At 34.4% G+C, this 26,206-nt stretch carries 21 protein-coding genes; 10 read left to right on the plus strand and 11 right to left on the minus strand.

The window, feature by feature from the left end:
- Positions 1 to 55: 55 nt before the first annotated feature.
- The 4 genes from ACQY44_RS11585 to ACQY44_RS11600 all read right to left on the minus strand — a co-directional run bounded on the left by ACQY44_RS11585 (position 56) and on the right by ACQY44_RS11600 (position 3,705).
- The gene (locus ACQY44_RS11585; protein ID WP_428230510.1) at positions 56 to 1,123 is read right to left on the minus strand and encodes an efflux RND transporter periplasmic adaptor subunit; all 1,068 of its coding nucleotides are present in this window, start codon (positions 1,121 to 1,123) and stop codon (positions 56 to 58) included.
- A gap of 9 nt (positions 1,124 to 1,132) precedes the next feature.
- Complete coding sequence (locus ACQY44_RS11590) at positions 1,133 to 2,467, minus strand: TolC family protein (protein WP_428230511.1); 1,335 nt, start codon at positions 2,465 to 2,467, stop codon at positions 1,133 to 1,135.
- Positions 2,468 to 2,477: 10 nt separating this feature from the next.
- A complete protein-coding gene (locus tag ACQY44_RS11595; RefSeq protein WP_428230512.1) occupies positions 2,478 to 3,077 on the minus strand; it encodes a TetR/AcrR family transcriptional regulator in 600 nt (199 codons plus the stop codon).
- Between the two features lie 106 nt (positions 3,078 to 3,183).
- Complete coding sequence (locus ACQY44_RS11600) at positions 3,184 to 3,705, minus strand: YceI family protein (RefSeq protein ID WP_428230513.1); 522 nt, start codon at positions 3,703 to 3,705, stop codon at positions 3,184 to 3,186.
- A gap of 268 nt (positions 3,706 to 3,973) precedes the next feature.
- Between ACQY44_RS11600 and ACQY44_RS11605 the strand changes: the two genes are divergently transcribed.
- The gene (locus tag ACQY44_RS11605; protein ID WP_428230514.1) at positions 3,974 to 4,948 is read left to right on the plus strand and encodes a polyprenyl synthetase family protein; all 975 of its coding nucleotides are present in this window, start codon (positions 3,974 to 3,976) and stop codon (positions 4,946 to 4,948) included.
- A 271-nt stretch (positions 4,949 to 5,219) separates the two neighbouring features.
- Here the strand turns inward: ACQY44_RS11605 and ACQY44_RS11610 are convergent, their stop codons facing one another.
- From ACQY44_RS11610 to ACQY44_RS11620, 3 genes are all read right to left on the minus strand, one after another.
- Positions 5,220 to 7,088 (minus strand): trehalase family glycosidase, encoded by a 1,869-nt coding sequence (locus ACQY44_RS11610; protein WP_428230515.1) that lies wholly within the window; start codon positions 7,086 to 7,088, stop codon positions 5,220 to 5,222.
- Positions 7,078 to 8,298: an MFS transporter gene (locus tag ACQY44_RS11615; RefSeq protein ID WP_428230516.1), complete on the minus strand. Its 1,221-nt coding sequence runs from the start codon at positions 8,296 to 8,298 to the stop codon at positions 7,078 to 7,080. The genes ACQY44_RS11610 and ACQY44_RS11615 overlap by 11 nt, the downstream gene beginning before the upstream one ends.
- Before the next feature lie 79 nt (positions 8,299 to 8,377).
- The gene (locus tag ACQY44_RS11620) at positions 8,378 to 11,017 is read right to left on the minus strand and encodes a TonB-dependent receptor (RefSeq protein ID WP_428230517.1); all 2,640 of its coding nucleotides are present in this window, start codon (positions 11,015 to 11,017) and stop codon (positions 8,378 to 8,380) included.
- A gap of 164 nt (positions 11,018 to 11,181) precedes the next feature.
- Between ACQY44_RS11620 and ACQY44_RS11625 the strand changes: the two genes are divergently transcribed.
- A complete protein-coding gene (locus ACQY44_RS11625; protein WP_173969944.1) occupies positions 11,182 to 12,207 on the plus strand; it encodes a LacI family DNA-binding transcriptional regulator in 1,026 nt (341 codons plus the stop codon).
- Between the two features lie 40 nt (positions 12,208 to 12,247).
- Entirely contained in the window at positions 12,248 to 12,604 is a 357-nt protein-coding gene (locus tag ACQY44_RS11630; protein WP_428230518.1) for a hypothetical protein, read from the plus strand.
- 37 nt (positions 12,605 to 12,641) lie between these two features.
- On the opposite strand, the gene ACQY44_RS11635 is transcribed toward ACQY44_RS11630, so the two are convergent.
- A complete protein-coding gene (locus ACQY44_RS11635) occupies positions 12,642 to 13,133 on the minus strand; it encodes a hypothetical protein (RefSeq protein WP_428230519.1) in 492 nt (163 codons plus the stop codon).
- 210 nt (positions 13,134 to 13,343) lie between these two features.
- Positions 13,344 to 13,895, minus strand: a complete 552-nt coding sequence (locus ACQY44_RS11640; RefSeq protein WP_428230520.1) for a hypothetical protein — start codon at positions 13,893 to 13,895, stop codon at positions 13,344 to 13,346.
- 116 nt (positions 13,896 to 14,011) lie between these two features.
- Between ACQY44_RS11640 and ACQY44_RS11645 the strand changes: the two genes are divergently transcribed.
- From ACQY44_RS11645 to ACQY44_RS11675, 7 genes are all read left to right on the plus strand, one after another.
- Positions 14,012 to 16,786 (plus strand): 2-oxoglutarate dehydrogenase E1 component, encoded by a 2,775-nt coding sequence (locus ACQY44_RS11645; RefSeq protein WP_428230521.1) that lies wholly within the window; start codon positions 14,012 to 14,014, stop codon positions 16,784 to 16,786.
- A gap of 78 nt (positions 16,787 to 16,864) precedes the next feature.
- Positions 16,865 to 18,109: a 2-oxoglutarate dehydrogenase complex dihydrolipoyllysine-residue succinyltransferase gene (gene odhB / locus ACQY44_RS11650; RefSeq protein WP_428230522.1), complete on the plus strand. Its 1,245-nt coding sequence runs from the start codon at positions 16,865 to 16,867 to the stop codon at positions 18,107 to 18,109.
- Between the two features lie 215 nt (positions 18,110 to 18,324).
- A complete protein-coding gene (locus ACQY44_RS11655) occupies positions 18,325 to 20,802 on the plus strand; it encodes a TonB-dependent siderophore receptor (protein WP_428230523.1) in 2,478 nt (825 codons plus the stop codon).
- 62 nt (positions 20,803 to 20,864) lie between these two features.
- On the plus strand, positions 20,865 to 21,197 hold the full coding sequence (locus tag ACQY44_RS11660) for a hypothetical protein (RefSeq protein ID WP_428230524.1): 333 nt from the start codon (positions 20,865 to 20,867) through the stop codon (positions 21,195 to 21,197).
- Between the two features lie 18 nt (positions 21,198 to 21,215).
- Positions 21,216 to 21,518: a hypothetical protein gene (locus ACQY44_RS11665; RefSeq protein WP_428230525.1), complete on the plus strand. Its 303-nt coding sequence runs from the start codon at positions 21,216 to 21,218 to the stop codon at positions 21,516 to 21,518.
- Positions 21,519 to 21,521: 3 nt separating this feature from the next.
- Complete coding sequence (locus ACQY44_RS11670) at positions 21,522 to 23,072, plus strand: PepSY-associated TM helix domain-containing protein (RefSeq protein WP_428230526.1); 1,551 nt, start codon at positions 21,522 to 21,524, stop codon at positions 23,070 to 23,072.
- 63 nt (positions 23,073 to 23,135) lie between these two features.
- Positions 23,136 to 24,260, plus strand: coding sequence for a PepSY-associated TM helix domain-containing protein (locus ACQY44_RS11675; protein WP_428230527.1), 1,125 nt, complete (start codon positions 23,136 to 23,138; stop codon positions 24,258 to 24,260).
- A gap of 236 nt (positions 24,261 to 24,496) precedes the next feature.
- Here ACQY44_RS11675 and ACQY44_RS11680 read toward each other — a convergent pair whose 3' ends face one another.
- Positions 24,497 to 24,844, minus strand: a complete 348-nt coding sequence (locus ACQY44_RS11680; protein ID WP_428230528.1) for a toxin-antitoxin system YwqK family antitoxin — start codon at positions 24,842 to 24,844, stop codon at positions 24,497 to 24,499.
- 210 nt (positions 24,845 to 25,054) lie between these two features.
- Positions 25,055 to 26,050, minus strand: a complete 996-nt coding sequence (locus tag ACQY44_RS11685) for a TlpA family protein disulfide reductase (RefSeq protein ID WP_428230529.1) — start codon at positions 26,048 to 26,050, stop codon at positions 25,055 to 25,057.
- Between the last annotated feature and the right edge of the window lie 156 nt (positions 26,051 to 26,206).

Below are 26,206 nucleotides of genomic sequence, written 5' to 3' on the forward strand. Positions count from 1 at the left end.
TCTAGGCTTTAGGCAATAAGCGTAATGCTTATGGCGTATCGCTTAATGCTTTAAATTATTTAATAATTTCTACTGTATTACCGTCTTGTAAGTTAATTTGACCTGTAGTAACTACAGTTTCTCCGTCAGATAATCCATTGATAATTTCTACTTTATCTCCCAAAATTCTTCCAGCAGTTACTTTTCTTAATTTAGCAATACCTTTTTCTACTACAAAAATTTCATTGCTGCTCACACTTCCTACGAAAGCATTACGTGGCACTACCATCATGTTTTGTTTTTGTTGTTTAGAACCAAAGTTGGCAGTTCCGTACATACCCGCTTTAAGGTCGTTGTTGATGTTATTTGTAATTTCAATTTCAACCGGAAAATTCAAAGACTCATCTGCTTTTGCAGCAATAAAAGTAATTTTTCCTGAGAAATTTTTATCAGGATAAACACTTGCAGTTACATTTACATGATCCCCTACTTTTAAACTCGCAACCTGATTTTCGTTTACTGTAACTACTAATTTTAATTTAGAAACATTTACGATATCAAACAATGCAGTTGCAGGCATTCCTGTTAAGATAGATCCCGGCTCAATGTATTTTTTATTGATAAATCCACTAATTGGAGCTTTTACTCTCGTATCTCCAACATTGATGTTAGCTTGTGTTAAACTAGACTGAGCATTTGTTAACGCTAATTTTGCCTGATCTAATTGTTGTTTTGTAACGCCACCAGTTTTAAAAGCATTTTCGTATCTCGCATAATCAGATTTTGCATTTTGATAAACGGCCTGTGCTTGTTGAGCGTTTACATTAATTACATCTCCTCTAACTGTCAATAAAGTCTGACCTACTTTTACGTAATCACCTTCTTTTGCCAAAACACTAATTACTTTTCCTGATTTTTCAGCAGAGAAAGTTAATTGTTGAATAGGCTGAAAGTTTCCGTTAGCCACAAAATCCAATGAAATTTCTTCTGTTTTTACCGGAGCTACTTTTACTGATACTGCAGCATTTTTCTCTGCTACGATATCTGTTTTTTCTTTATTCTCTTTCTTATTATTATTTAAGACATATCCAATCACACCCAGCGCTGCAATTATGATTACGATTGTTATAATAGTTTTCTTCATTTTTTTTAGTTATTTAATAAGAGTTTTAAGTTCGCCTTTTGATTTGATTAGTGCTACTTCGGCAATTTTGTAATTCAATACTGCTCTGGTAAAGTTATTTTGAGCTTCAAGTTGTGCATTTTCAGCATCTAACAAATCTGTTAATGATGCCAATCCCTGAAGATAATTGTTTTTTGTATTGCTTAAGATTTCAGTTGCCAGTTGCATGTTTTCTTTTTGATTCTTAATCGTTATAAGATTATTATCGATATCAGCCATGGCATTTCTGTAATCTAAATCAAGAGAAAGTTTGGTGTCTTTCATGTCTTCCTGAAGTGATCTGATTTCTACATCAGCTTGTCTTACTTTAGCACGGGTCCCGAATCCTGTAAAAATCGGTACGTGTAAATTTAATCCAATTGCAGAGTAATCTGACCAATATACTCCATCTGAAGGTTTTGCAAACCAAGGCATTTTAGGTCCTTGTCCAAGGTAATTATAACCTGCGGTTAACGAAAGCGTTGGATAGTATCCTGCTTCAACAGCTTTTTTATTGAATACTAAAAGTTCTTCTTGTTTTTTCAAAAGCAGGTATTCTGTTCTGTTTTCTGTATTCGGTACTTCTGTCAATGCAGCAGGTACTACTTCAAATTCTTCTTTAGGAATCTCAATTACAGTTTCAATAGGCATTCCCATATAAAATTTCAGAGCATTTTCCTGTAAAGTAATTTGATTTTTAACTTGTTGACGTTCTGTATCAATATTTGACATTTTTACAATAATACGGTCTAAATCAATTTTCTTAGCCAGACCATTATCAAACTGTCCTTTTACAATGTCACGAACCTTAGTCGTATTCACATAATTACTATCTAATAAAACCAATCTTTCGCGTTGCACATAAACAGAATAATAGTTATTAGCCACTCTCTCAATCACTTGTTCTTCTGTCAATTGATCGTTTATTTGATAAAATTCACGAGTAGATCTTGCCGCTCTTAATCCGGTAAAAACAGATTGATCAAATATAGTCTGAGTCAATGAAATCCCCGCTCCTGAAGTCCATTTTTGACCAAATGCCGCCTGAATAGTAGATCCCGGTTCACCAAATGCTGCTCCATCAATAACTGTTGTCTGAATGATTGGATTGTGCGTTAAATTTCCCGTTGCAGAAATTTGAGGTAAAGCTCTGGAACGTACTTCCTGAATTTTGTACTCACTGTTTTCAACCTGTAATCTTGCTTTTTTTGCATCGGACTTGTTTTCAAGTGCGTATACAAGAGCATCTTTCAGAGTTAGTGTTTTGACTTGTGCGTTGGCAGACAAGCCAATTGAACACAAAAATATAAGAATTATTCGTTTCATAGATTGATGATTAAATGGTAATTTTTTTAAGTTGTTTTTCTAATTCCAGTATTCCTTTTTCAGTTGCCATAGCTCTTGTGTGGTATTCCAGCGCTTCTAATTCTATTTTTTGTGCTTCTCTTTCTGATACAGTAGTTGCATTAATATGAAAAATCAGCGTATAATAAAATTTTACATATAAATCTATATTCAACTCCGGTCTGTATAGATTCTCACGGATTCCTTTTAAAATATTATCCCTAAAATAATGATTACATTGATCTATTTCATGCGTCATTATATTTTGGTAGATTTCAGGATAGTGCTTTTTTAGCTGATAAAGAGGAGAAGTGTCTGTCGCATTTTTAAACATGTCGCGAAACATTTCTCTAATTTCAAAATTCTCGTGAATGGCATTAAAATTCTTCGCCACAACAGAATCAATAACTTCATGTACCTGCTTATGAACAGTTGAAGTACTCTCTTCGATCAGCACTTCTTTATTACAGAAATATTTGTAAATCGTTTTTTTCGAGATACACATTTCACCTGCGATATCATCCATCGTAACACTTTTAAAACCTAGTTTTAAAAATAGCTCACTTGCTTTTGATATAATTTTCTCTTTCATTTTAATTTTCAAATTACATTGCAAATATACTTAGGAAACTAAAATCAGAAAAATAGTTTCCATGATATTTGTAATAATTTTACATTAATTTATTCATTGTATAAGATTATATACTGAATTCTAAATTAGCAATCAGTTTAATATCTTTCCCTAAAGCTAATCCTCCGTTATGATTGAATGAATTATAATCTAAACCAAAATCCTGGCGTTTGATATCTCCTTTGATTTCAAAAGCAACTTTTTTCTCGCCATTGTAGTTGTTAACACCAATAAACTCAGCATCAAGTTCTACTACTCTGGTCACATCTTTTATCGTTAAATCTCCTTTAAAAAAATTGATATTATTGTTTACTTTTTGAAATGAAGTCGATTTAAAACTAATGATAGGATGTTCGTCTACATCAAAAAAATCCTGAAGTTGCAAATACGTATCTATTTGTTGAAAACTGTCTTTTTTGTTATTGATATCTAATGAAAACTCAACCGAAGCATCTTCAATCTCATTGTCTTCGATGTTTACATAACCATCAAATTTATTCGTAGTTCCTCCCATATAGGCAATTATCGAATGTCTCATTTTAATTAAAACATCTGATTGGCTAGAGTCTAAGGTCCATGTTGTTTTCATAAATATTTGATTTTATTAAGGTTATTGATTACTTAAACCTTTAACGGAAACTTTTTTAGTTTCCAAAGTTTCCAATTAACGGTGCAAATATAAACAGGAAACTCTAAACACCAAATAAGTTTCCAAGTTTTTTTAGAAATAATTTTAACATCTTAATAATTAACCGATTCAGTGTGCTTTTTTGATGGAAACTATCATTTAAAATTTTAAGAAAGAAATAATTCATAATGAATCGTATCTTTGAGGCTCGCAATTCAGATTATATTTTATGCACGATATCAGCCAATACCAGGATTTTTTTATCAATTATTTAGAAACCCAAGCCATTAGCAAAGAGCCGAAAAACCTTTATGAACCTATTGAATATATCTTAGGTCTTGGCGGAAAGCGTATGCGTCCGGTACTTACTTTAATGGCTTCAGAAGTTTTTGAAACCCCTTATAAAATAGCACTTCCTGCAGCAATGGCTGTCGAAGTCTTTCATAATTTCTCCCTTGTTCACGATGATATTATGGATGCTGCACCTTTGCGAAGAGGACAAGCAACCGTACATGAAAAATGGGATCTGAATACCGGAATACTTTCCGGAGACACCATGCTTATTTTGGCATATCAGTATTTTGAACAATACGATCCAGCCGTTTTCAGAGATTTAGCAAAGTTGTTTAGCAAAACAGCTCTTGAAGTTTGCGAAGGACAACAATGGGATGTTGATTTCGAAAAAAGAAACGATGTTACCATTCCCGAATATCTAAAAATGATCGAATATAAAACAGCCGTTTTAGTTGCTGCAGCCATGAAAATGGGAGCAATTGTAGCGAAAACATCCGAAAAAGAAGCTAATTTAATTTATGATTTCGGTTTGAATTTAGGATTGGCTTTCCAGCTTCAGGATGATTACCTGGATGCTTTTGGAGATCCGGAAACCTTTGGAAAACAAGTTGGCGGTGATATTATGGTCAATAAAAAAACCTATTTATACCTAAAGGCACGCGAATTTTCATCAACTGAAAAAGCCTCAGCATTAGAAAAATTGTTCAGTTTACAATTAGATGATAATACTGAAAAAATAGAAATCGCCAAAACCATTTTTAATGAATCAGGCGCGTCAAAAGCAACGCAAGACGCAATCGAAATGTATACTTTTAAAGCTTTTGAAACCTTAGAAAAAATGGATATTAATGCTGAAAAGAAAAATATTCTTAGAACGTTTGGGGAGAACTTAATGGGAAGAAAAGTATAGTGCCTGATAAGAAACCTAACAGGTTTTAAAAACCTGTTAGGTTTGGCACAGAACTTAAATACAAATAAAATTTAAGCCACAGATTAAAAGATTTCCACTGATTTAATCCTTGAAATCCTTTAATCTGTGGCTTTTTTTTGTGCATATTAAGCCCGACAGGTTTAAAAACCTGTCGGGTTTGTCATTTTTGAAAACTAAATAAGACTTCGACTCCGCCTGACAATAATAATCATGAAACTAAGTGTGACCGTGAGCGGAGTCGAAGGCTTACTTAACTAAAAAGCTCCTCAGGATCGACCAAATCTGATAATTTTTGCTTCAAATCATCTTCTAAAATTGTCAATCCGTATTGATAAGAAGCATTCATCCATCCAAAACCTTCTTCCGTTATATAATCAAATTCGGTTCCTACGTTCCCGTATTCTGCCAGGATTTTGTGTGAACTTATCGATAAATCAAACTTCTCCGGAATGGTTCCGTTATAATCAACCGCATTTCTGGTAATCAGCCAAAGCCAGCGATACACCATTTCCTGTGCTTCTTCGTTAAAATTATAATTAAGCAGACCTTCCCACAAAAGCATTTGATGCGGTGCCCAGCCAAACGGATAATCCCATTGACGTATTGGTGCATTTTCGCCTACACCGGCAATCGATTCTTTGGTGCTTCCTGCAATTCCTCCTTTCATTTTAAACCTCGGCAATGTCTTTTTTACCAAAATTTCTGCTTGTTCTGGCGTACTTATTTTTGCCCAAAGCGGATAAAATGTTGGAGCTGCTTCAAAGAAATGTTGCTCTTCATTTACAAAATCATAGTCGAAATAAATTCCTTTTTCAGGATTCCACAATAATTCATTTATTTTTTCCTCTCGTGAACTCGCTATCGACAGCCAATATTCACTGGAAAAAGATTTATCCTCAAAATATTGAAATTCGTTTTTAAAATACTTTTTAATCAAAAAAGCAATATCAGTTTCGTATTTATAAAGTAAACTATTAATGGCAACAGTATTTAAATTGGCGCAAATACCCACTAATCTATTCGTGGTATCATGGCCACTTTCACGCATGCTGCGATCATGAATAAAGTACTTATCAAGTTCTTCATCCACAACTGCTCTCTCAAGATACTTTTTCTCAAATTCACGTGTAGACAAATTATACTTTGGTGCATATTGTTCCAGAATATCATCAAAATGACCTTCTTCTACTTCAAACGGAAGCCCGATTCCCTCAGCTTTATAACGATTCAGTCCATTTGCTGTAAGTCGCTTTCCTTCTTCCATCCAAACGGTTTTATATTCTTTTATGGCGGTTTTCAGGTGTCTTTCGATCCAGAAAATATCAGGATTCGACTTTTCTAAAACATCTCTAATCAATGAGGTATAAAGTGGCGGCTGTGTACGGGTTAAATAATAACTGCGGTTGGCATTTAAAATTTTTCCGTAATGATCAATCTGATATTTAAAATTCTCTGCAATGCCTAAAGCAAGCTCAATTTTATCATCGATCAAAAGTCCTTTGGCAATAAAATAACTGTCCCAACCGTACATTTCATTGAATCTTCCGCCCGGAACTACAAACGGAACTCCTGAGATTTCATTGTTTTTTATTTGAAGTGCCAAAGCTAAGATTCCCGGCTTTTTATTGAGAGACAAAACATATTCCGGCGTAATGTTTTTTGGCATTTGCACCACTTTTAATTTTGGTGTTACTGCTTCTAGTTTTTTAAAATAATCAAAAACAATTTCGTCGCCAAAAGGCACATACAAATAAGCCAGCTCATTTTCGATCTTATTATCTTCCAGGATTTTCTTTACGCCATCAGCATCAATTGTTCGGGTAAGACCCTTCCAATACAGGTTTTTTATTTTTCCCGAGATTCTTTTTACTGGATCTTCGGTGATTTCATCCAGATTGATTTCGGCAAATTCAGTATTGTTTTTTTTGGCCAAAGCCAATTCCTGCAATAAATTCGAAAGCTGATAAGTTCCTTCGATCAAAGCAGAATTTCCCTTTTCGTCATTTAACAAAAACTTTTTTGGACCATTATCATCAATGGTTATTTTTTTATCGCCGTCAGTATCTTCCTGAGCCAATAATTTTTCGATGGTTTGAATTATATGGATTTTAAATTTCATCTTTTGCAGTTATTTTTTTGAGAATAAAAAAGGATATTAATAATAAAGACATTGGAATTAAAGTAAAGTAAAAGGCTTTTTCCGGTCCTTCATTTTTAAACAACCAACCTGTTATTCTGGAACCTAATGTTCCGCCAAGAGCAGAAAATATTACAATTAATCCAGTCATTGAGCTTTGCAAATTCTTTGGTAAAGCACTTAGCACAATAGAATTTAGTAAGGGATAAATGGGCGCAATAAATAATCCTATTAAAGGAAATGCGAAACCAATTAAGGGTATATCTGAAAGTGTATTAATGCTTTTAACTTCTAAACCAACTGTTTTAGGAAGTACGAAAATCACGATCAGCATCGCCGAAAAAATGCACACCGTTAAAACCCAAATCCAGTTAACTTTTTTGGTTACAATACCCGCAATCATTCGACCAATTGCTAATGAAATCGCTAAAATACTCGCCATCATTATGCTAATATTCTCCGGCAAATGAAGCACTTTTGTATTGAATGTAGGCAGCCACGAAAGGATCCCCTGTTCGATCATGACAAACAAAAAAACACTTATAACAAAAATAACAGTAAGCAATTTTGCCATTAATTTGAACATTTGCAAAAAGTCATCTTTAAGATTTGCTCCTGCTGAAACTTCCGGTTCTTTGAATTTTACAAAAAATAAAAACAAAAAGGACAGGAACGATAATGCAGCCAAAAACCAATATACATTCAACCATGAATCAGGATCTTCTTCGTGATTAAAAGCGGGAAATAGAAAATAAGCCAACGCTATCCCCACCATAAAAAAACCTTCAATACTGCTCATTAAAGCGTTGTGCTCTTTTTTGGTTTCGGTCACAGTTCCAATCAAGGAATAAACAGAAACTTTTATCAGGGCAAATGAAACACCCACGGTTGCAAAAAGAATTTTAGCATTGTCGAACGAGTTTCCAAAATACATAGAAATGCAAGCCAGAGTAACTAAAGCCAAACCTATTAACATCGATTTTCTATAGCCTATTCTTGGTAAAAAAGAGGCTATAAAAAAGGATACAATAGCAATTGGCATGTCTTTGAAAGCTTCAAGAATACTGGCCTGAACTTCATCTACTCCGTAATTTTTTTGCGATTTTAAAATCACAATGCCCACACTATTTAATAAAATAGCAAAGACAAAATAATTGAGGTAAAGAGAGATTTTGATTCCTATGTTTTTCATTTTTTTTGATTGTGATTTGTTTGCGTTTACGGTGCGGAGACGCACTGCTGTGCGCCTCTACAATACCGTATGTATAAATTTAGAAATTAATCGCTACCGAAAATCTGAACGCACGCCCTAAAATAGGTCTTGCCATAAACACATCACTTGCCGCAGATGTTGTTTGTCTTGGATCTCCTTCGGTCAAACCTATTTCGTTGAATAAGTTCGAAGCATCCACTGCAAAACGAAGATTATTATACCTGTAATTCAAACCTGCTCCTACTTCTTTATAAGCCGGTAAAACTTGTTTGTTATCCTGATTCGTGAATTTTTTATCATAATAAGAAAACTGAACATACGCCGTAAGATCTTTTGTAATATCTACTTCCGGTCTTAGGTTACAGAAAAATTTAGGAATTCTCCTTGCCGTATTTCCGTTAAAATTAAAAGTCGAGCCATCAGCATTTGTTCCTGTAAAATTATCGTACTCCGGTTTTTGAACGGTAAATGTAAAATTCAGTTTTACAATACTATATCTTGCATTAGTTTCTACTTCAAGACCAATATTATTTACGTCAGCAAATTTGTTTTCAGAACTTCCGTCAGATAAAATATCGGTAAAGGCAACATTTTTTAATCCCATGTGAAATAAATTCGCATTTACAGAGAAAAATGAACTTGCATATTTATACCCTAATTCAATCTGGTTTACTTCGGTATTTTGAAGCTTGCTTAAATCAGCAGCATTGTCATAAAAAGATTCTTCGATTGGAGATCTAAAACCGTGGCTGTAGCGGGCATAAGATGCCATTTTATCATTAAACTTATAATTTGCCGCCGCAGTATACGACCATTCGCTTACATCATATCTCCAATAGGTATATGGATTTCCTTTTACTGTGGTTACAGCATCATCAGCGGTATTGTTGTCTAAAATTCCTAAATTCTCAGCAAAAAATCTTGCGTTGTCTCTGTAACCGGAATATTTGTCTTTGTTGTATCGTAAACCTGCGTTAAAAGTCAAATTATCTGTCGCTTTAATTTCGGCATCAGCATAAATATCATTCAAAACTCCTTTGGTTTGAGCATCTCTTTCTAGCCAGGTAATTCTTTCTACACCATTCCAGGTATGATCAACTCCGGTTGTATTGTCTTTTACATTTAATAATCTCGGGTTGTCTGAAACACCTACTAAATAAGAATTCCAGTTCCAGTATTGATTCGATTTCCAGTTCGAATAATAGTAACCAGCCGTTAATTTTACCGGATCTAAATCAAAATTGAAAGAGAAATTATTCGCAAAATTGTTCATCTTTTTCTCGATATGCCAAAGATCTGCTCTCATGATTAATGCATTTGGATCTAATTTTTGTCCGTTATCTACATAAGAATAGGTTAGATTACTTGCTGTTGTATTTTGAACGCTTGTCGCGTAAGCATCTTGTGTCCACGGACCGCCATTTGGAAAAATGGCATTGTAATTCAAATTGATATTTGTGTTTTTAAAAGCATTTTTGAATGTTACTTTTTCAGAAATTTTCTTTTTGAATTCAGCTCCAATTGAGTTGATAATTGGATGGGAACCATCTTCTAAATCAGCACTAAAAGTTCCGCCACCATATTGAGGTACGTTTAAGTGACTTAAGTTTACCGACGTTAATGTTCCGTAATTTGGGTTAAATCCAGGGATTCCTTCTACTTTTCCGTTATTGCTTTTTAGCGGAATTGGCAAATAGAATGCATTTCGGTCGTCAAGGTGTTTGAAGTTTACCCTCAAATAATCGTCATCATCAAATTTATACGTGATATTTCCTTTTATTTGTCCTCCTTTATTGGCTGTAAAACCTGTATTTCTAACTCCATTATCAGCTCTGTAAAAACCTCCAACATTAAAAAATAATTTATCTTTAATCAGAGCGCCTGATAAATTAAGATCTGTTCTGAACATTCCGTAATCTGAAGTCGTGAATTTTGCTCTTCCCATAAATTCATTCTGACCTGTTTTCGAAATAAAATTGATGATTCCACCCGGTGCATTGTTGGCAAAAATAGAGGCAGAACCTCCACGAACAGCTTCCATTTTACTTACCGTTTCGTCAAGTCTGTAAAAAGTATCGGCATTGGCAAATTGCAAAGCTCCATCTTCAAAAACCGGTAATCCGTCTTCCTGAATTTGTACATATTCATAAGCTCCCGCAGACGGGATTCCTCTTGCGAACAGGTTGTTTCCAATTTCCCCTCCCGATGCTTCAACTACAAATCCGGGAATGGTTTGAAGCAATGCTGCTGTACTTGACGGTGCTCTGTCTTCAATCGCTTTTGCTCCCATTGTCGTAATGGCAACACTGGATTCTAGTTTAGATCTTGGCGTTGACGATCCTGTCACCACAACTTCTTTTAAGCTTTGTGATTCTCCTTCAAGAAGTAAATTTACCTCTAAAGATTCTCCTTCTTTTATGGCAATTTTTTTTTCGAAAGTTTTATATCCCACATTTGTTGCAATAACGGTATATGTTCCGGCTTCGATATTCGAGAACGAATATTCTCCATTTTCATTGGTAACGGTACTTTTACCCGTTTCTTTAATTGATACATTTGCTCCGGGAACGGTTACTCCGCTATCGTCAAGCACTTTTCCGGAAACTGTATTGGTATTTTGGGCAAACCCTTTATTTGGTAAAAAAAATAGGCAAAACATTAACAATAATGTACCTAAATACTGGTGTAGCTTTTTCATTTTTTTGTTTGGTTAGTTAGTAATTGTGGTTATCACTGTCAAACTTAACTACAAATCATAAAGGAATTTACGAATTAAAAATCGAAAACGTTTTCGAAAAGACCTAAAACGTTTTCGGAACTTTAAATTTTATCAATACAGTTTATTTTTAGTACTTTTATTTCATGAATGACACAAAATTAATAGATATAGCCTCGGCATTAGGAATTTCAGTTACAACGGTTTCAAAAGCGTTAAAAGGATATACGGATATTAGTAAGTCTACGCGCGCCAGAGTTATCGAAATGGCCGAAACAATGAATTACATGCCCAATTCTGTAGCGGTAAATCTTCGAACCAATGAAACCAAAACCATTGGCGTTATTATTCCGGCTACTGTGCATCATTTTTTTTCGAGTGTACTCAATGGTATTCTCGAAGAAGCTGAAAAAAGAGGTTATCTGGTCATTATATTACAATCTAACGAAAAGTACGAACTCGAGAAAAAGCAACTTGCTTTATTAATTCAAAAGCGAGTGGATGGCGTTTTAATGTCACTCTCAAACGAGACAGACGATTTTACTCATATTAATGAAGCCATCCGAAAAAATACTCCTGTCGTTTTATTTGACAAAATTGCCAAAAGGGTCGACTGCTCCAAAGTTGTTATTAATGATGCAAAAGCGGCTTTTGATGCGGTTTCGTACCTTATAAATAAAGGATACAAAAGAATTGCACATTTTAGAGGTTCCTATGTTCCGCAAAATTCTATCGATCGCTTTTTAGGATATAAAAGAGCGCTTGAAGCACACGGAATTGAGTACGATTCGAAATTGGTTTACGTTTGCGATAACAATACTGATTTTGAAGACGGTTACGAAAACGCCCAAAAAATCATGACCGAAAATCCGGATATCGATGCCATTTTTGCGATTACAGATTTAGTCGCCATAGGGATTATCAAATACTTTAATGAAGCCGGAATAAAAACCCCTGAACAAGTGGCCGTTTTTGGTTTTAGCAATTGGTTTATGAGTACGGTAATTTCTCCAAAATTAACCACAATAGATCAGCCCGGATTCGAAATGGGACATCAGGCCGTTTCGCTTTTAATTGACGAAATTGTCGACATAAAAGAACACCGACCGGTAACGCATCAAATTATTGAACTTCCTACCAGAATCATTGAGCGTGAATCGACAGTTAAATGATTTTTTAGTTTTAACTTTGTCCCAATCTTAAAAAGCATCAATGTTTCCGATTCCTGAAAATACCGATATTTTATTGGCTGATGCCGAAAGTGGAAATCTATATTTAAGTTTGATTGAGCAAATCAATAAAGACTTTAATCTAGCCAATGAAGGAATTGATTTTCCGTTAAGTGTTTCTCCCGAAGAATTAAAAATTCAGCTTCACGAAAAAATCTACAGAATGATTCAGTACAAATTTGCTGAATATCTCAATCTGCTTTACATTATTGATGTGTCTGAAAGTGAAATCAAAAAACTAGACGGTTCTGATTTAGTGGTTCTTGCTGAACAGGTTTCTTTTTTAATTTTAAAAAGAGAATGGCAGAAAGTTTGGTTTAGGAAGCATTATTCTAAGTAAAAGGTGCTGAGATACTGAGTTGCTAAGGTTCTAAGTTTTATTTTAAATTCTTTGTTGGTATTTCATATAGCTTAACAAACAGTTCCAAAGACTTATTTAAGTTTAAAATTTTATCTAAAATTGGCTGCAAAGATTCGGGGGCATTTTCAATAAAATAGTCAATATGAAATTTTAATGTTTCACCTATCTGAAAATGATCAAGTACTTTTGGCGGAAGTGCAAACGATCTTAATTGAAGCATTTCACCACCTCTTGCCTGATCACGAATAAACCAGGACAGAAATTCTAATGAAATTAAACTTTCAGAAGACTTATCTATTGTAAATTCGAATTGCAACATTACTTCATCTTTTAACCCTCCATCTGTTCTTAATAAAGTGGCAAGCGGCAGATGGGAAAGTGATACATCACCCAAATCAGAACCTTTTATCCCTTCTAAATTATCAATACCACTGCTAACATTTTCTATTCCTTTTAAACTTCCTATTGTTTTTTGAAATAAATCTATCTCTTTTGGATATTCTCCCATTCTTTAAGTTTTATTTTTTGTAGTGCTTTTTACTATGTGAAATTTTGCTGATAAATCGAAACACAATGCGTTCGAAACAACGGTTCAGCCTCGTAATTATTACAAGAAGAATTTAGAAGTTCGAAGCAAAACAACAGAGGCTTCTATTTTTTGCAGTCAAGCTTAATTTCAAAACCCTTGAACCTTTGTCACTCTGTAACTTTGAACCTTTTAAAAATAAACTCTCACAAAAGGCATAAACCCAGATCCGTAAAGACTTGTTTGTGCATTATACAAGACATCATATTTTGCTCCAATAGTGACATTTCCGGTTCTGTAACCCGCTCCTAGATACAAGGCGGTATTCCAATAATTATCTGAATATGAAGGTCTGTAAGGAGTCGAGTTATAATCTGTATTGACGCGTACCTGTTCTAACTCTGCAGACAATTGGATTTCCGGAATCGGGTTTACAAGTCCCACCAGACTTCCTCCATAAACAAAAGAATTGTAATAACTTTTAGAGGACAAATAACCAAATTGCAGACCAACACCAACTGCCACAATTTCGTTTACATTATAAATCGCACTTGGCATTACAGAAATATCGGTGTAACCGGAACCAATTCCTACACCAAGTCCGCCACCAAATTGCACTTTATCCCAAAAATGATTACTGTTGTCTATAACATACTTTTGTTGCGAAATAGCAAAACTTGAAAACAAGACTGCCAAAATCACAAAAAGCGGTTTGAAAACGTTTGAAACTTGATTATAATTCATAGTTGAGTCTCTTTTTAACAAATTTTTACGTAAAAGTAAACAAAAAAAAAGATTTAAATAAATGCATTGTTGTACTTTTGCCATTCTATTTAACAAAAAGTATATTCACTCATATTATGGATAGGTTTTCATTTTTAAATGCAGCGCATACAGAGTTTTTCGCACAATTATATGATCAGTATTTAGTTAATCCAGATAGCGTTGAGCCAAGCTGGAGAAGTTTTTTTCAAGGTTTCGACTTTGGACAAACGACTTATAATGACGAAAATCCAGTTCAACAAATTGTTGAGTATGTGACTAGCCCAAGCACAGATTACAGTCTTGTTTCTGACAAACTACAAAAAGAATTCAATGTACTAAAGTTAATCGATGCCTACCGTACTCGTGGACATTTGTTTACAAAAACAAACCCTGTTCGTGACCGTAGAACGTCTTCTCCTACTTTAGATATCGAAAATTTCGGATTAACAACTGCTGATCTTTCTACCGTTTTTGATGCTGCTCAAACTATTGGTGTAGGGCCATCTACATTGCAAGACATTGTAACACGTCTTAAATCTATTTACTGCCAGCATATTGGTATTGAATATATGTATATCAGAAATCCTGGCGTTGTAAAATGGATTCAGGATAAATTAGCTGTAAATGTAAATCAGCCTAATTTTTCTTCTGAAGAAAAGAAAACCATCTTAAATAAATTAAATCAGGCAGTTTCTTTCGAGAACTTCCTGCACACTAAATATGTTGGTCAAAAAAGATTTTCATTAGAAGGTGGGGAATCTATTATTCCTGCTTTGGATGCTTTGATCGAACAAGCTGCTGAAAAAGGAGTTGAACAATTCGTAATGGGAATGGCTCACCGTGGTCGTCTAAACGTTTTGGCTAACATCTTCGGAAAATCGACTCAGGATATCTTTGGTGAGTTCGACGGTAAAGATTACGATCAGGAATACTTTGATGGTGATGTAAAATACCACTTAGGTCTTACTGCTGACAAAAAAACAAGAACCGGAAAAAATATCAATATCAATTTAGCACCAAACCCTTCTCACTTAGAAACGGTAGGAGCTGTAATTGAAGGAATCACAAGAGCAAAGCAAGATAAATATTATGCTGATGATTTTTCTAAAGTATTACCTATCGCCGTTCACGGAGATGCTGCAATCGCAGGTCAGGGAATCTTGTACGAAATCATTCAAATGGCACAACTTGACGGTTACAAAACTGGAGGAACAATCCATATTGTAATCAACAACCAGGTTGGTTTTACTACTAACTATTTAGATGCTCGTTCGTCTACTTATTGTACAGACGTTGCTAAAGTAACTTTATCTCCAGTATTGCACGTAAATGCTGATGATGCTGAAGCTGTTGTACACGCAGTATCTTTTGCATTAGATTACAGAATGCAATTTGGACGTGACGTATTTATCGATCTTTTAGGATATAGAAAATACGGTCATAACGAAGGTGATGAACCTCGTTTTACTCAACCGGTTTTATATAAAATCATTGCAAAACATAAAAATCCAAGAGATATTTATGCAGAAAAATTATTATCTGATGGCGTAATCGATGCTTCTTATGTAAATGCTTTAGAAAAAGAATATAAATCTTTAATGGAGGAGAATTTAGAAGCTTCCCGTAAAAAAGATTTAACTATTATAACTCCATTCATGAAAAACGAATGGGACGGATTTGTTCAGGTAACTGATACGCAAATGCTTGAAAAAGTAAACACTTCTTTTGACAAAAAAGGATTGGATTCTATTATCAGTACAATTTCAACGTTACCGGCAGAGAAGAAATTCATCAACAAAATAACTAAAATTGTTACAGACAGAAAAACCGGATACGACAACAACACTATCGACTGGGGAACTGCAGAAGCATTAGCTTACGGTTCACTTTTAACAGAAGGATTTGATGTTCGTATTTCTGGTCAGGACGTAGAACGTGGTACCTTCTCTCACCGTCACGCTGTTGTAAAAGTTGAAGATTCTGAAGAAGAAGTAATCTTATTGAATAGTATCGAGAACAAAAAAGGGAAATTTGGAGTATTCAACTCTCTTTTATCTGAGTACGGAGTTCTTGGTTTTGATTACGGATATGCATTAGCAAATCCAAACGCATTGACGATTTGGGAAGCACAATTTGGAGATTTCTCTAATGGAGCACAAATCATGATTGACCAATATATTTCATGTGGTGAAGACAAATGGAACAACCAGAATGGTATCGTTTTATTATTGCCTCACGGATATGAAGGACAAGGTGCAGAACACTCTTCTGCAAGAATGGAGCGTTATTTACAACTTTGCGCAAGACAAAACATGTACGTTGCAGATTGTACAACTCCAGCAAACTTCTTCCACTTGTTGAGAAGACAAATGAAAACCAATTTCCGTAAACCTTTAGTCGTATTTTCTCCAAAAAGTTTATTACGTGATCCAAGATGCGTATCTACAGTAGAAGAATTAGCAACAGGAAGTTTCCAGGAAACAATTGATGATAATGCAGTAGATAAAAAAGCAGTAAAAACATTGGTTTTTGTTACGGGTAAATTCTACTATGATATCGTTGCTGAAAGAGAAAATAACGGAAGAAATGACGTTGCAGTTGTTCGTATCGAGCAATTATTCCCTTTACCAGTTGAGCAATTAAAAGCAATTATCGCACAATACCCTAATGCAGATGATTATGTTTGGGCACAAGAAGAACCTAAAAACATGGGAGCTTATAGCTTTATGTTAATGAACTTTGATCTTGTAAAATGGAGATTAGCCTCATTAAAAGCTTATGCTGCACCAGCATCAGGAAGTTACACACGTGCAAAACGTCGTCATGCAGATGCAATTAGAATGGTTTTCGATAAAAATTTATTCAGATAAAAAGAAAATGTTTCAAGTTTAAAGTTTCAAATTCAAACAAGAAACTTTAAACCATAAAAACCTTAAACAAAAAATAAGATGATTTTAGAAATGAAAGTCCCATCACCAGGGGAATCAATAAAAGAAGTTGAAATTGCAACTTGGTTAGTAAAAGACGGAGATTATGTAGAAAAAGATCAAGCTATTGCTGAAGTTGATTCAGACAAAGCAACTCTTGAATTACCTGCTGAAATGAGCGGAATTATTACGCTAAAAGCTGAAGAAGGTGATGCAGTTGCTGTAGGAGCTGTAGTTTGTTTAATTGATACAGATGGTGTAAAACCATCAGGTGATGCTCCGGCTGCACCAGCGGCTGAAGCACCTAAAGCAGAAGCTCCAAAGGCTGAAGTAAAAGCTGAAGCTCCAAAAGCTGCACCAGTACAAGCTCCGGCAGCTACAAGTTATGCAGCAGGAACTCCATCTCCGGCAGCAAGAAAAATATTAGACGAAAAAAACATAGCACCAGCAACTGTTTCAGGAACTGGTAAAGGCGGAAGAATCACTAAAGATGATGCTGTAAATGCAGTACCTTCTATGGGAACTCCAACTGGTGGAAGCCGTGGATCTGAGCGCACAAAATTATCAATGTTACGTCGTAAAGTAGCAGAGAGATTAGTTGCTGCTAAAAACGAAACTGCAATGTTAACTACTTTCAACGAAGTTAACATGACTCCTATTAACCAAATTCGTAACGAATACAAAGATGCTTTCAAAGCAAAACATGGTGGTTTAGGATTAGGTTTCATGTCATTCTTTACAAAAGCAGTTACAAGAGCTTTACAATTATATCCAGATGTTAACTCAATGATGGATGGTGATTATAAAATTGCTTACGATTTTGCTGATATCTCAATCGCGGTTTCCGGACCAAAAGGTCTAATGGTTCCTGTTGTTCGTAATGCTGAATTATTAACTTTCCGCGGAATTGAAGCTGAAATCAAAAGATTAGCACTTAGAGCTCGTGACGGTCAAATCACCGTTGATGATATGACTGGAGGAACTTTCACAATTACTAATGGTGGTGTTTTTGGAAGTATGTTGAGTACTCCAATCATTAACCCTCCTCAATCAGGAATTTTAGGAATGCACAATATTATTGAGCGCCCAATTGCTGTAAATGGTAAAGTGGAGATTCACCCAATGATGTACGTAGCACTTTCTTATGACCACAGAATTATCGACGGACGTGAGTCTGTTGGGTTCTTAGTTGCTGTAAAGGAAGCTTTAGAAAATCCGGTAGAATTATTAATGAATGGCGATGCTAAACGTGCTTTAGAATTGTAATTGTAATAATTTTCAACAATACTAAAAAGCCTGTTCATTAATTTGAACAGGCTTTTTTATATATAATTTACTTAAGATTTGCTTAAGATGTTAATTTTTTAAAGAAATGTGAATTTTACCTTTTAAAAAATATTTTATTTAGAATAAATAAGAATAGCTTGTATAGTTGATACTCAACCCTTAAATTTGCGCTATTAAAATCAATTCTAAATAAAATGAACAATAAATTTATAATCTCTTTTTTGAGTTTTTGTTTTTTTCTACTTGCCTTAACAAGTGTTTCAGCACAAGAAAAAGCAACCATTAAAGGTAAGATATCATTAAGCGATCACGAATCTCCAGAAGGAATTTCTATTGCATTAAAAGGAACAAGATTCGGAACAAGTACAGATGAAGAAGGTAATTACAAATTAAAAAATGTAAAGCCCGGAAGTTATACTCTAAAAATTTCTGCTGTTGGATATTCTGCTACAGAAAAGAAGATTACGATTAAAGAAGGGGAAGAATTAACTATAAATTTAAACCTTAATTCAAACTCAGAAGAATTAACAGAAATTGTTGTAAACGGAAGAAAAAATCACTTTGCCCGCAAAGAAAATCAACAAGTATCTAGATTACCTCTCAAAAATCTTGAAAACCCACAGGTTTATACTACTATCACAGGAGAAGTATTAAAAGAGCAAGTAGTAACTAATTTTGATGACGCTTTAAAAAATGCCTCTGGAATTACACAACTTTGGGCTGCTACAGGTCGTGGTGGAGATGGTGCAGGATATTATTCTCTTAGAGGATTTGCTGTTCAGCCAACCATGGTGAATGGTTTGCCAGGTTTAACAAACGGAAGTTTAGATCCTGCAAATGTTGACCGAATTGAAATCATAAAAGGCCCATCAGGAACTTTATTTGGAAGCAGTTTAATCTCTTATGGAGGATTAATCAACACTACTACAAAAAGACCATATAAAGGATTTGGTGCCGAAGTGAATTATACGGGTGGAAGTTATGGTTTAAATCGCGTAACAGCAGATATCAACACTTCGCTAAATGACAAAAAAACGCTAAACTTCAGAGTTAATTCAGCGTATAACAAACAAGATAGTTTTCAGGATGCTGGTTTTAGAGAATCCTTTTTTATTGCTCCGTCTTTATCTTATGAAGTAAACGACAGACTATCATTCCTGGTAAATACTGAATTCATGAGCAACGAAACAACAAATCCTACAATGTTGTTTTTAGACAGAAGTAGCCCTTTAAGAGTTCATAATATTAATGAATTAAAGTATGACAACAATCGCTCTTACACCAGTAACGAACTTACGATAAAAACCCCTTCTTACAATTTACAGGCACAAATGATCTATAAACTTTCTGATCAGTGGAAATCGCAAACCGTTTTCTCTTCAAGTTCAGCAAGATCAACAGGTAACTATGCTTATTTATATGAAGGAACAGCATACACAGAAATTAAAGAAGGAATAGTACTGAATAGATTCTTTAATTATCAGGATAATAAAAATACAACAATTGATGTTCAGCAAAACTTTACCGGAGATTTTAAAATAGGAAGCTTAAGAAACAGACTGGTTGTTGGTTTTGATTATTTCAACAGAACAACAACAGATCATAGCTCAAACTACTTCGGAAATGGAGCCGTATACATTGGTGATGATTTAGCCGCTTTTAATGCAATTTATGGCCCGTCAAATGGCGATACAGGAGTGCTGACAAAAGCAGCGTCTGATGCTATTGTAGGTGACAGTCCTAGAAATAACAACGAAACAAAACAACAAGTTTTTAGTGCTTATTTCTCGAATGTGATCAACTTTACACCTGCTTTATCTGCAATGGTGAGTTTGCGTGCAGATCGTTTCATCAACGACGGCGACACTTCTACGGATGCCGATAATTACAATCAAACGGCTTTCTCTCCAAAATTTGGATTAGTTTACCAACCTATTATAGATAAAGTTTCTATTTTTGCCAACTACATGAACGGTTTCGCAAACATTGCACCGGGTCAAAACCGTAACGCTAATGTTGTTACGCCTCAATCTTTTGATCCTGAGCACGCTAATCAGTTTGAAGTGGGTACAAAATTAAATGTATACAAAGACAAAGTTTATGCTACTTTTAGCTATTACGACATCAAAGTTTCGGATCAGGTTTATGTTATCGAAACTCCTTATGTAGATCCTGCCAACCCAACGGTTCCGCAACCAAACAATCAGACATCTTACCAAAATGGAGGACAACACAACAAAGGTTTTGAAGCCGAAATTGTTGCTAATCCGGTTGCTGGTTTAAATATTACGCTTGGGTACAGCTACAATGATGCAGTATTAACTGCAGGAGATCCTGATTTTGTAAACCGCAGACCAGAAAGTTCAGGACCTCGAAACCTGGCAAACCTTTGGGCTAGTTATAAATTTACTCAAGGTACATTAAGAGGTTTTGGTGTAGGTTTTGGAGGAAATTATGTTGGCGATAACAGAATCATGAACAGGGCTGTTGCCGGAACATTTACTATTCCTGAATATGTAGCGTTGAATTCATCCTTATTTTATAGCGTAGAAAAGTTTTCAATCAATCTTAAATTGAACAACATTACAAACGAAGAGATTTACGACGGATGGTCTACGGTTCACCCTAAAGACCCAAGAAGTTTTGCGGCAAGTTTCACTTACAGATTCTAATAAAAAATAATAAGAACACCTTTCTATTCAATCAGAAAGGTGTTTTTTAAATTCTATAAATTATGATAACAATAGCAACTCTTATCGTTTTTTTAGCTTTTTACACCCTTTATTATACCTCAAAAAGAGCCACTTTATCTTATGATTTAGGTTTTGAAAAATGGATGAAAGTCAATCCCAAACCAACTAAGTATATTGGTTTAGGTCTTCTTCTTCTAGCCTATTCTCTGTGGCTTGTTACACAATCTGTATGTTGCGGAACACTAATGTTTTTTATTCAGTTAATGACCATTGGGAGCTTAATTGTCATTTTAGCCCCATTAAAAAAAATTAGTCCCATCGCTATTATTGCACTTTTTGTAATTGTCTCTTTATTAGAACTTTATTACAACTAACCTATTTCTAACCAAAATATGCCGGCAAATCCTAAATACCTAACACAATCTAAATGGCAACGATTTGCCAAAATCACAGCTGCTATACTTGGCGGCTATTTTGTTTCAGTCAGCTTTCATTTGGCTTTGGCATCCTGGTTTAACCGTGCGAATGTTCTCATGACAATGGCATTTAGCGGATTCATCCTTTGGGTAGCACTAATGATAGTTGCTTTTTTAGCAAAAAACGGATGGAAGATTTGGGGCATCTACATACTCCTTACTTTAGTTTTTTCTCTTTTTATTTATTTGGGCCAGACCTGCAATCCGATAGCAAAATAACTTATGAATAACCGTAATTATAATATCTACTTTCATACCCATACCGTTAGCGGAATTGTGATCAGCGTAGTACTTTTTGTGATTTTTTTCGCAGGTTCTTTTTCTTTTTTCAGAGACGACATTAACAACTGGGAAAGAAATGAATCTACTGCCATTACTAAAGAAATTCAGCTAGACTATAATAAAGCTTTAAAAAAGCTAGACAAGGAATATGTGCTGCATGGAAGGAATATTACCATTTCTAAACCCAGTAACGAAAGAAGAGTTGCCGTTTACATGGAAGGCACAAGAGACACTTTGGCTCCTGCCAAACAAAAAGAAGGATCGTTTTTTTATCTGGATACTCAAACCTTCAAGACTTTTACTTACGAACAATCATATTCATTAGGCGAATTTTTATACCGCTTACATTTCTTTGCACAAATTCCTTATCCAGTAGGATATTATCTTTCCGGATTTACTGCATTATTCTTTCTCTTTGCTATTGTAACAGGAGTCCTGCTACATTGGAAAAAAATTGTTTCTAACTTTTATATTTTCCGCCCAAAAGAAAAATTAAAAACGTTGTGGACAGATGCTCATACAGCTTTAGGACTTATTGGTCTTCCATTTCAGTTTGTATATGCGGTAACCGGTGCCTTTTTTATGATCAAACTTTTGATTGTTGCACCTGCTGTAATGGCATTATACAAAGGTGACCAGAGCAAATTATACAAAGAATTAGAATACAATGATCCTGATTATAAATTTGATAATAAAAAATTATCCACTCCATTTAATATCGATCAGTTAGTTGCAAAAACAAAAAGCAATTGGAAAGATTTTGAAATTACCCGTGTTTTTATTCAAAATTATGGCGATACAAACATGCATGTTTTGGTCGAAGGAGAAATGTTAGCTCACAAAAAATTCACAGGAATAGGAAAAGTAGTTTACCGAGTTGCTGATGGAAAAGAAATCGCAAAGAAAAACCCTGTGACACAAAACAATTACCTGGATGTTGTAAAGAATGTTTTATACCGAATACATTTTGGCGATTATGGAGGTTATGCCCTAAAAATTGTGAGTTTCGTTTTAGGAATCATTACTTGTTTTGTGATCATTTCAGGCGTAATGATCTGGTTAGTGGCAAGACAAAAAAATAATTTACCGGAAAAGAAAAGACGTTTTAATGCTGCAGTTGTTCGAATTTATTTATCCATCTGCCTGAGTATGTATCCTACTACAGCACTTGCATTTATAATCACTAAAATATTTTATCCTTTGGCTCAGAATAATCTTTACCTGATATATTTTGGAGCATGGTTAATTCTTACTGTTTTCTTTATTCTTAAAAAGAACGATGCTTTTACCAACAGGTTCTGCCTGATTTCAGGAAGTATTTTAGGATTTCTGATTCCAGTTACAAACGGAATCGTATCCGGAAATTGGTTTTGGACTTCGTTTATACAAAATCACATTCAGGTTTTCTTTATAGATGTTTTCTGGATTATTTTGGCATCAATAACACTGTATATTTCATTTACCTTGAAATCAAAAAAAGCAGTTTCCTAAAAATTAGCTTAAATAATTTGCCCTCTATGGATTAAGCATCTACTTTTACGCTTTATTCAAAACATGGGGTTAAAAAAACAAGTACGTTTTCTACATAAATGGCTCGGATTAATTTCCGGGCTTATTGTTTTTATTATAAGTATCACCGGTTGCATCTTTTGTTTTCATGACGAAATAAAAGACATCACCCGAAAAGAATGGCGATTGGTAGAACCTCAAAACAAGCCTTTCATGTTCCCATCAGTTTTACAGGAAAAGGCAAAAAAAATTCTCCCGGATTACAAACAATCGATGGTTTCTTTTTATGGAAAAAACAGATCTGCAATTGTTTATACTTATTCCGGCACAGAAAACCGCTATCTCTACTTTAATCCGTACACAGGAAAATATCTAAAAACCGAAAATCCGAAAACAGATTTCTTCATCATTGTAGAATACATACATCTTTATTTGCTTTTACCGGATGATATAGGCAAACACATTATTGGAGGCGCAACCATCATTTTTATTTTATTACTGATTTCAGGAATTATTCAATGGTGGCCAAAGAAAAACAAAGATCTCAAGAGAAGCCTCTCCGTAAAATGGTCTGCAAAATGGAGACGTGTAAACTACGACTGGCACAATACCTCTGGATTTTACATTTCAATCCTTGTTGCTATTATTGCCATTACCGGATTAACCTTTACCTACGAATGGGTGGGAAACGGAATTTATAAAACATTCAATTTTGGTGGCGATAAAACCCTAGAAACTAAAGTACCCATAATAGACACAACCAAGTTTAAATACAACACTTCTGCAGCGATAGACCGGGCACTTTATCACACCATGAAAAAAAATCCCGAAGCTGAAATGTTTTATGTAATGATACCACAAAAGAAGGGCGATGTAATAAATACAGGAGCCTATCCGCATACTTTAAGATACGATCATCAAAGCAATTATTATTTTCACCCCTACCACGGAGAATTAATTCAAAGTCAGACTTTTGATAAAAAGAGTTTAGGCCTACAGGTTGTCGAAATGAATTACGGAATACATACTGGACAAATTTTAGATCTGCCGGGGAAAATTATTGCATTTATTGTGAGTCTGATTGCCGCTGCTTTACCCGTAACCGGTTTTGTTATTTGGTATGGAAGAAGAAATAAATCCTCTAAAAAATCAAGGCATAAAAAATTTTAACCGCAAAGAACGCAAGTTTTTATCTTATTATGATCACAAACGCAAAGTTCGCAAAGCTTTATCGATTATAGCTTTGCGAACTTTGCGTTTATATAAATTTATAACTAAAAAAACTTGCCTTCTTTGAGGTTAAAATGATTAGCTAATACAAAATATTTATATTTCTCCACAACACCCATATCTTGACACAAAAAAACCGCCAATTAAAGCGGTTCTTAGGTTTTATTTGAAATGTCTTAATTTCTATTGGCTAATGCATTTTTCTGTAAATTTTTAACTGAAGTAATTTTGCTGTTTTCATAAGCAACCTCACAAAGATTTTTTTCATTAAAGAAAACCCATTTACCTGTTTTCAATCCGTCTGCGTATTCGCCTGCGGCAACTTTATTTCCTCTCTCATCATAGGATACCCAAACACCATCTAATTTTCCGTCTTTAAAAAAGCCTTGTTGTTGCACATTACCATTTTCATAATAATAAGTAGCTTTTACTTTGTTTCCAACAGCTTCTAATTCCGGATTTACTTCTTGTGCAACCAGAATTCCAGAGAACAATATTGCAACTAAAATCACACACTTTTTCATATCTTTAGGTATTAATGTTATCAAATCTTATATCAAATATACTTATTTGTTTACATTAAAAAAACTTTAACTTAACAATTTGATAACATTGAATAAAAACTTAACATTGGAAATCAGCCGGATATAAAAAAACCAACGCTTACGCCTTGGTTTTACTGGTATTCTCTAAAAAGCAAAAAGTACTATGTCGTTTTGAGTTTTATAAATAAATTACTTCAATAATGCATCCAATTGCTTCTGAAGTTCCGGAGACGAAGGTCTGTCTGCATCTGAACTCAAAACATTTCCATTTGGATCTACTATAATAAATCTTGGAATTCCCGTTACGCCGTAATTGGTTACAAATTCAGATTCCCAATCTTTATCAGCAAACAATTGTACACCACCTAAGTTTTTATCTGTGACAAACTTTTTCCATTTTTCATTATCCTTCACTTTATCAATTGAAATACTAACGAACTCAATATTTTTTCCATGATACTTTTCCTCGATTTTTTGCAAATACGGAATTTCAGCTCTGCATGGTGCACACCAGGTTGCCCAAAGATCAATATAAACATACTTTCCTTTTAGATCAGAAAGCTTTGTTTTTCCACCTTTATGATTTTCATAATCAAACCCCGGAGAAGGTTTTCCTTTCAATCTATTTGCTTTTGACGCCCTCTCATATTGCTGTACCGCATATTGATTAAAGCTTTCAAAGCTATTTTTCATCGCTGTTTTAAACTCCGGATCAAAATCGCCTTTCTCTAAATTCGCTATATCCGCATTTTTCTTTGCTTCTAATAATGAAGCGAACTCCAAAGCCTCTTTAACAAAAGCCTCTTCCTGAAACTTTTCATCTTTTAAAGCTTGTTGAGCCAGAAAATTACTTTCATTTACTTCCTTACCCTTATAGACAATAGTCTCATCAAATTCTTTGGCATTCATCGTTAAATTTATATCCGAATTTGGTTTTAGGTATAAATTAGAAGATTCCGTACCATCAGAAAACATATAAAATCCTTTTGGAGCATCAAAATTGGCTACAAAAAGCTCCTTTTTATTAATGGGAATCACTTGCTTAAAATTATCCCTTCCTTTAATCACCAAAGTATCGCTATTTCTGTTCGCTATTTTTGCCGTAAATTTTATTTGATTTTTGGCTTGACCTATGACATTCAAAGCGCTAAAAACCAACAGACCAGTTACAAAAAGTTTATTCATATAAATTAAAATTTATTTTTAGTGATTCAAATCTAAAGAAATTCGAGTTGTTAAATTCAAGAATTAACAAATTATTTCAAATTAATGAGCATCTAGTGATCACTTTACTACATTAATTTGAATTTTGTGTTTACTTTTGCAGTCTAAAATTTTGAT

This window comes from Flavobacterium sp. (genome assembly GCF_965277525.1).
In the GTDB taxonomy this organism is placed as follows: domain Bacteria; phylum Bacteroidota; class Bacteroidia; order Flavobacteriales; family Flavobacteriaceae; genus Flavobacterium.

Bases quoted from the DNA above. Each gene is read 5' to 3' on its own strand.
- ACQY44_RS11585 (WP_428230510.1), bottom strand. From the start codon at position 1,123: ATGAAGAAAACTATTATAACAATCGTAATCATAATTGCAGCGCTGGGT.
- ACQY44_RS11590 (WP_428230511.1), bottom strand. From the start codon at position 2,467: ATGAAACGAATAATTCTTATATTTTTGTGTTCAATTGGCTTGTCTGCC.
- ACQY44_RS11595 (WP_428230512.1), bottom strand. From the start codon at position 3,077: ATGAAAGAGAAAATTATATCAAAAGCAAGTGAGCTATTTTTAAAACTA.
- ACQY44_RS11600 (WP_428230513.1), bottom strand. From the start codon at position 3,705: ATGAAAACAACATGGACCTTAGACTCTAGCCAATCAGATGTTTTAATT.
- ACQY44_RS11605 (WP_428230514.1), top strand. From the start codon at position 3,974: ATGCACGATATCAGCCAATACCAGGATTTTTTTATCAATTATTTAGAA.
- ACQY44_RS11610 (WP_428230515.1), bottom strand. From the start codon at position 7,088: ATGAAATTTAAAATCCATATAATTCAAACCATCGAAAAATTATTGGCT.
- ACQY44_RS11615 (WP_428230516.1), bottom strand. From the start codon at position 8,298: ATGAAAAACATAGGAATCAAAATCTCTCTTTACCTCAATTATTTTGTC.
- ACQY44_RS11620 (WP_428230517.1), bottom strand. From the start codon at position 11,017: ATGAAAAAGCTACACCAGTATTTAGGTACATTATTGTTAATGTTTTGC.
- ACQY44_RS11625 (WP_173969944.1), top strand. From the start codon at position 11,182: ATGAATGACACAAAATTAATAGATATAGCCTCGGCATTAGGAATTTCA.
- ACQY44_RS11630 (WP_428230518.1), top strand. From the start codon at position 12,248: ATGTTTCCGATTCCTGAAAATACCGATATTTTATTGGCTGATGCCGAA.
- ACQY44_RS11635 (WP_428230519.1), bottom strand. From the start codon at position 13,133: ATGGGAGAATATCCAAAAGAGATAGATTTATTTCAAAAAACAATAGGA.
- ACQY44_RS11640 (WP_428230520.1), bottom strand. From the start codon at position 13,895: ATGAATTATAATCAAGTTTCAAACGTTTTCAAACCGCTTTTTGTGATT.
- ACQY44_RS11645 (WP_428230521.1), top strand. From the start codon at position 14,012: ATGGATAGGTTTTCATTTTTAAATGCAGCGCATACAGAGTTTTTCGCA.
- odhB (WP_428230522.1), top strand. From the start codon at position 16,865: ATGATTTTAGAAATGAAAGTCCCATCACCAGGGGAATCAATAAAAGAA.
- ACQY44_RS11655 (WP_428230523.1), top strand. From the start codon at position 18,325: ATGAACAATAAATTTATAATCTCTTTTTTGAGTTTTTGTTTTTTTCTA.
- ACQY44_RS11660 (WP_428230524.1), top strand. From the start codon at position 20,865: ATGATAACAATAGCAACTCTTATCGTTTTTTTAGCTTTTTACACCCTT.
- ACQY44_RS11665 (WP_428230525.1), top strand. From the start codon at position 21,216: ATGCCGGCAAATCCTAAATACCTAACACAATCTAAATGGCAACGATTT.
- ACQY44_RS11670 (WP_428230526.1), top strand. From the start codon at position 21,522: ATGAATAACCGTAATTATAATATCTACTTTCATACCCATACCGTTAGC.
- ACQY44_RS11675 (WP_428230527.1), top strand. From the start codon at position 23,136: ATGGGGTTAAAAAAACAAGTACGTTTTCTACATAAATGGCTCGGATTA.
- ACQY44_RS11680 (WP_428230528.1), bottom strand. From the start codon at position 24,844: ATGAAAAAGTGTGTGATTTTAGTTGCAATATTGTTCTCTGGAATTCTG.
- ACQY44_RS11685 (WP_428230529.1), bottom strand. From the start codon at position 26,050: ATGAATAAACTTTTTGTAACTGGTCTGTTGGTTTTTAGCGCTTTGAAT.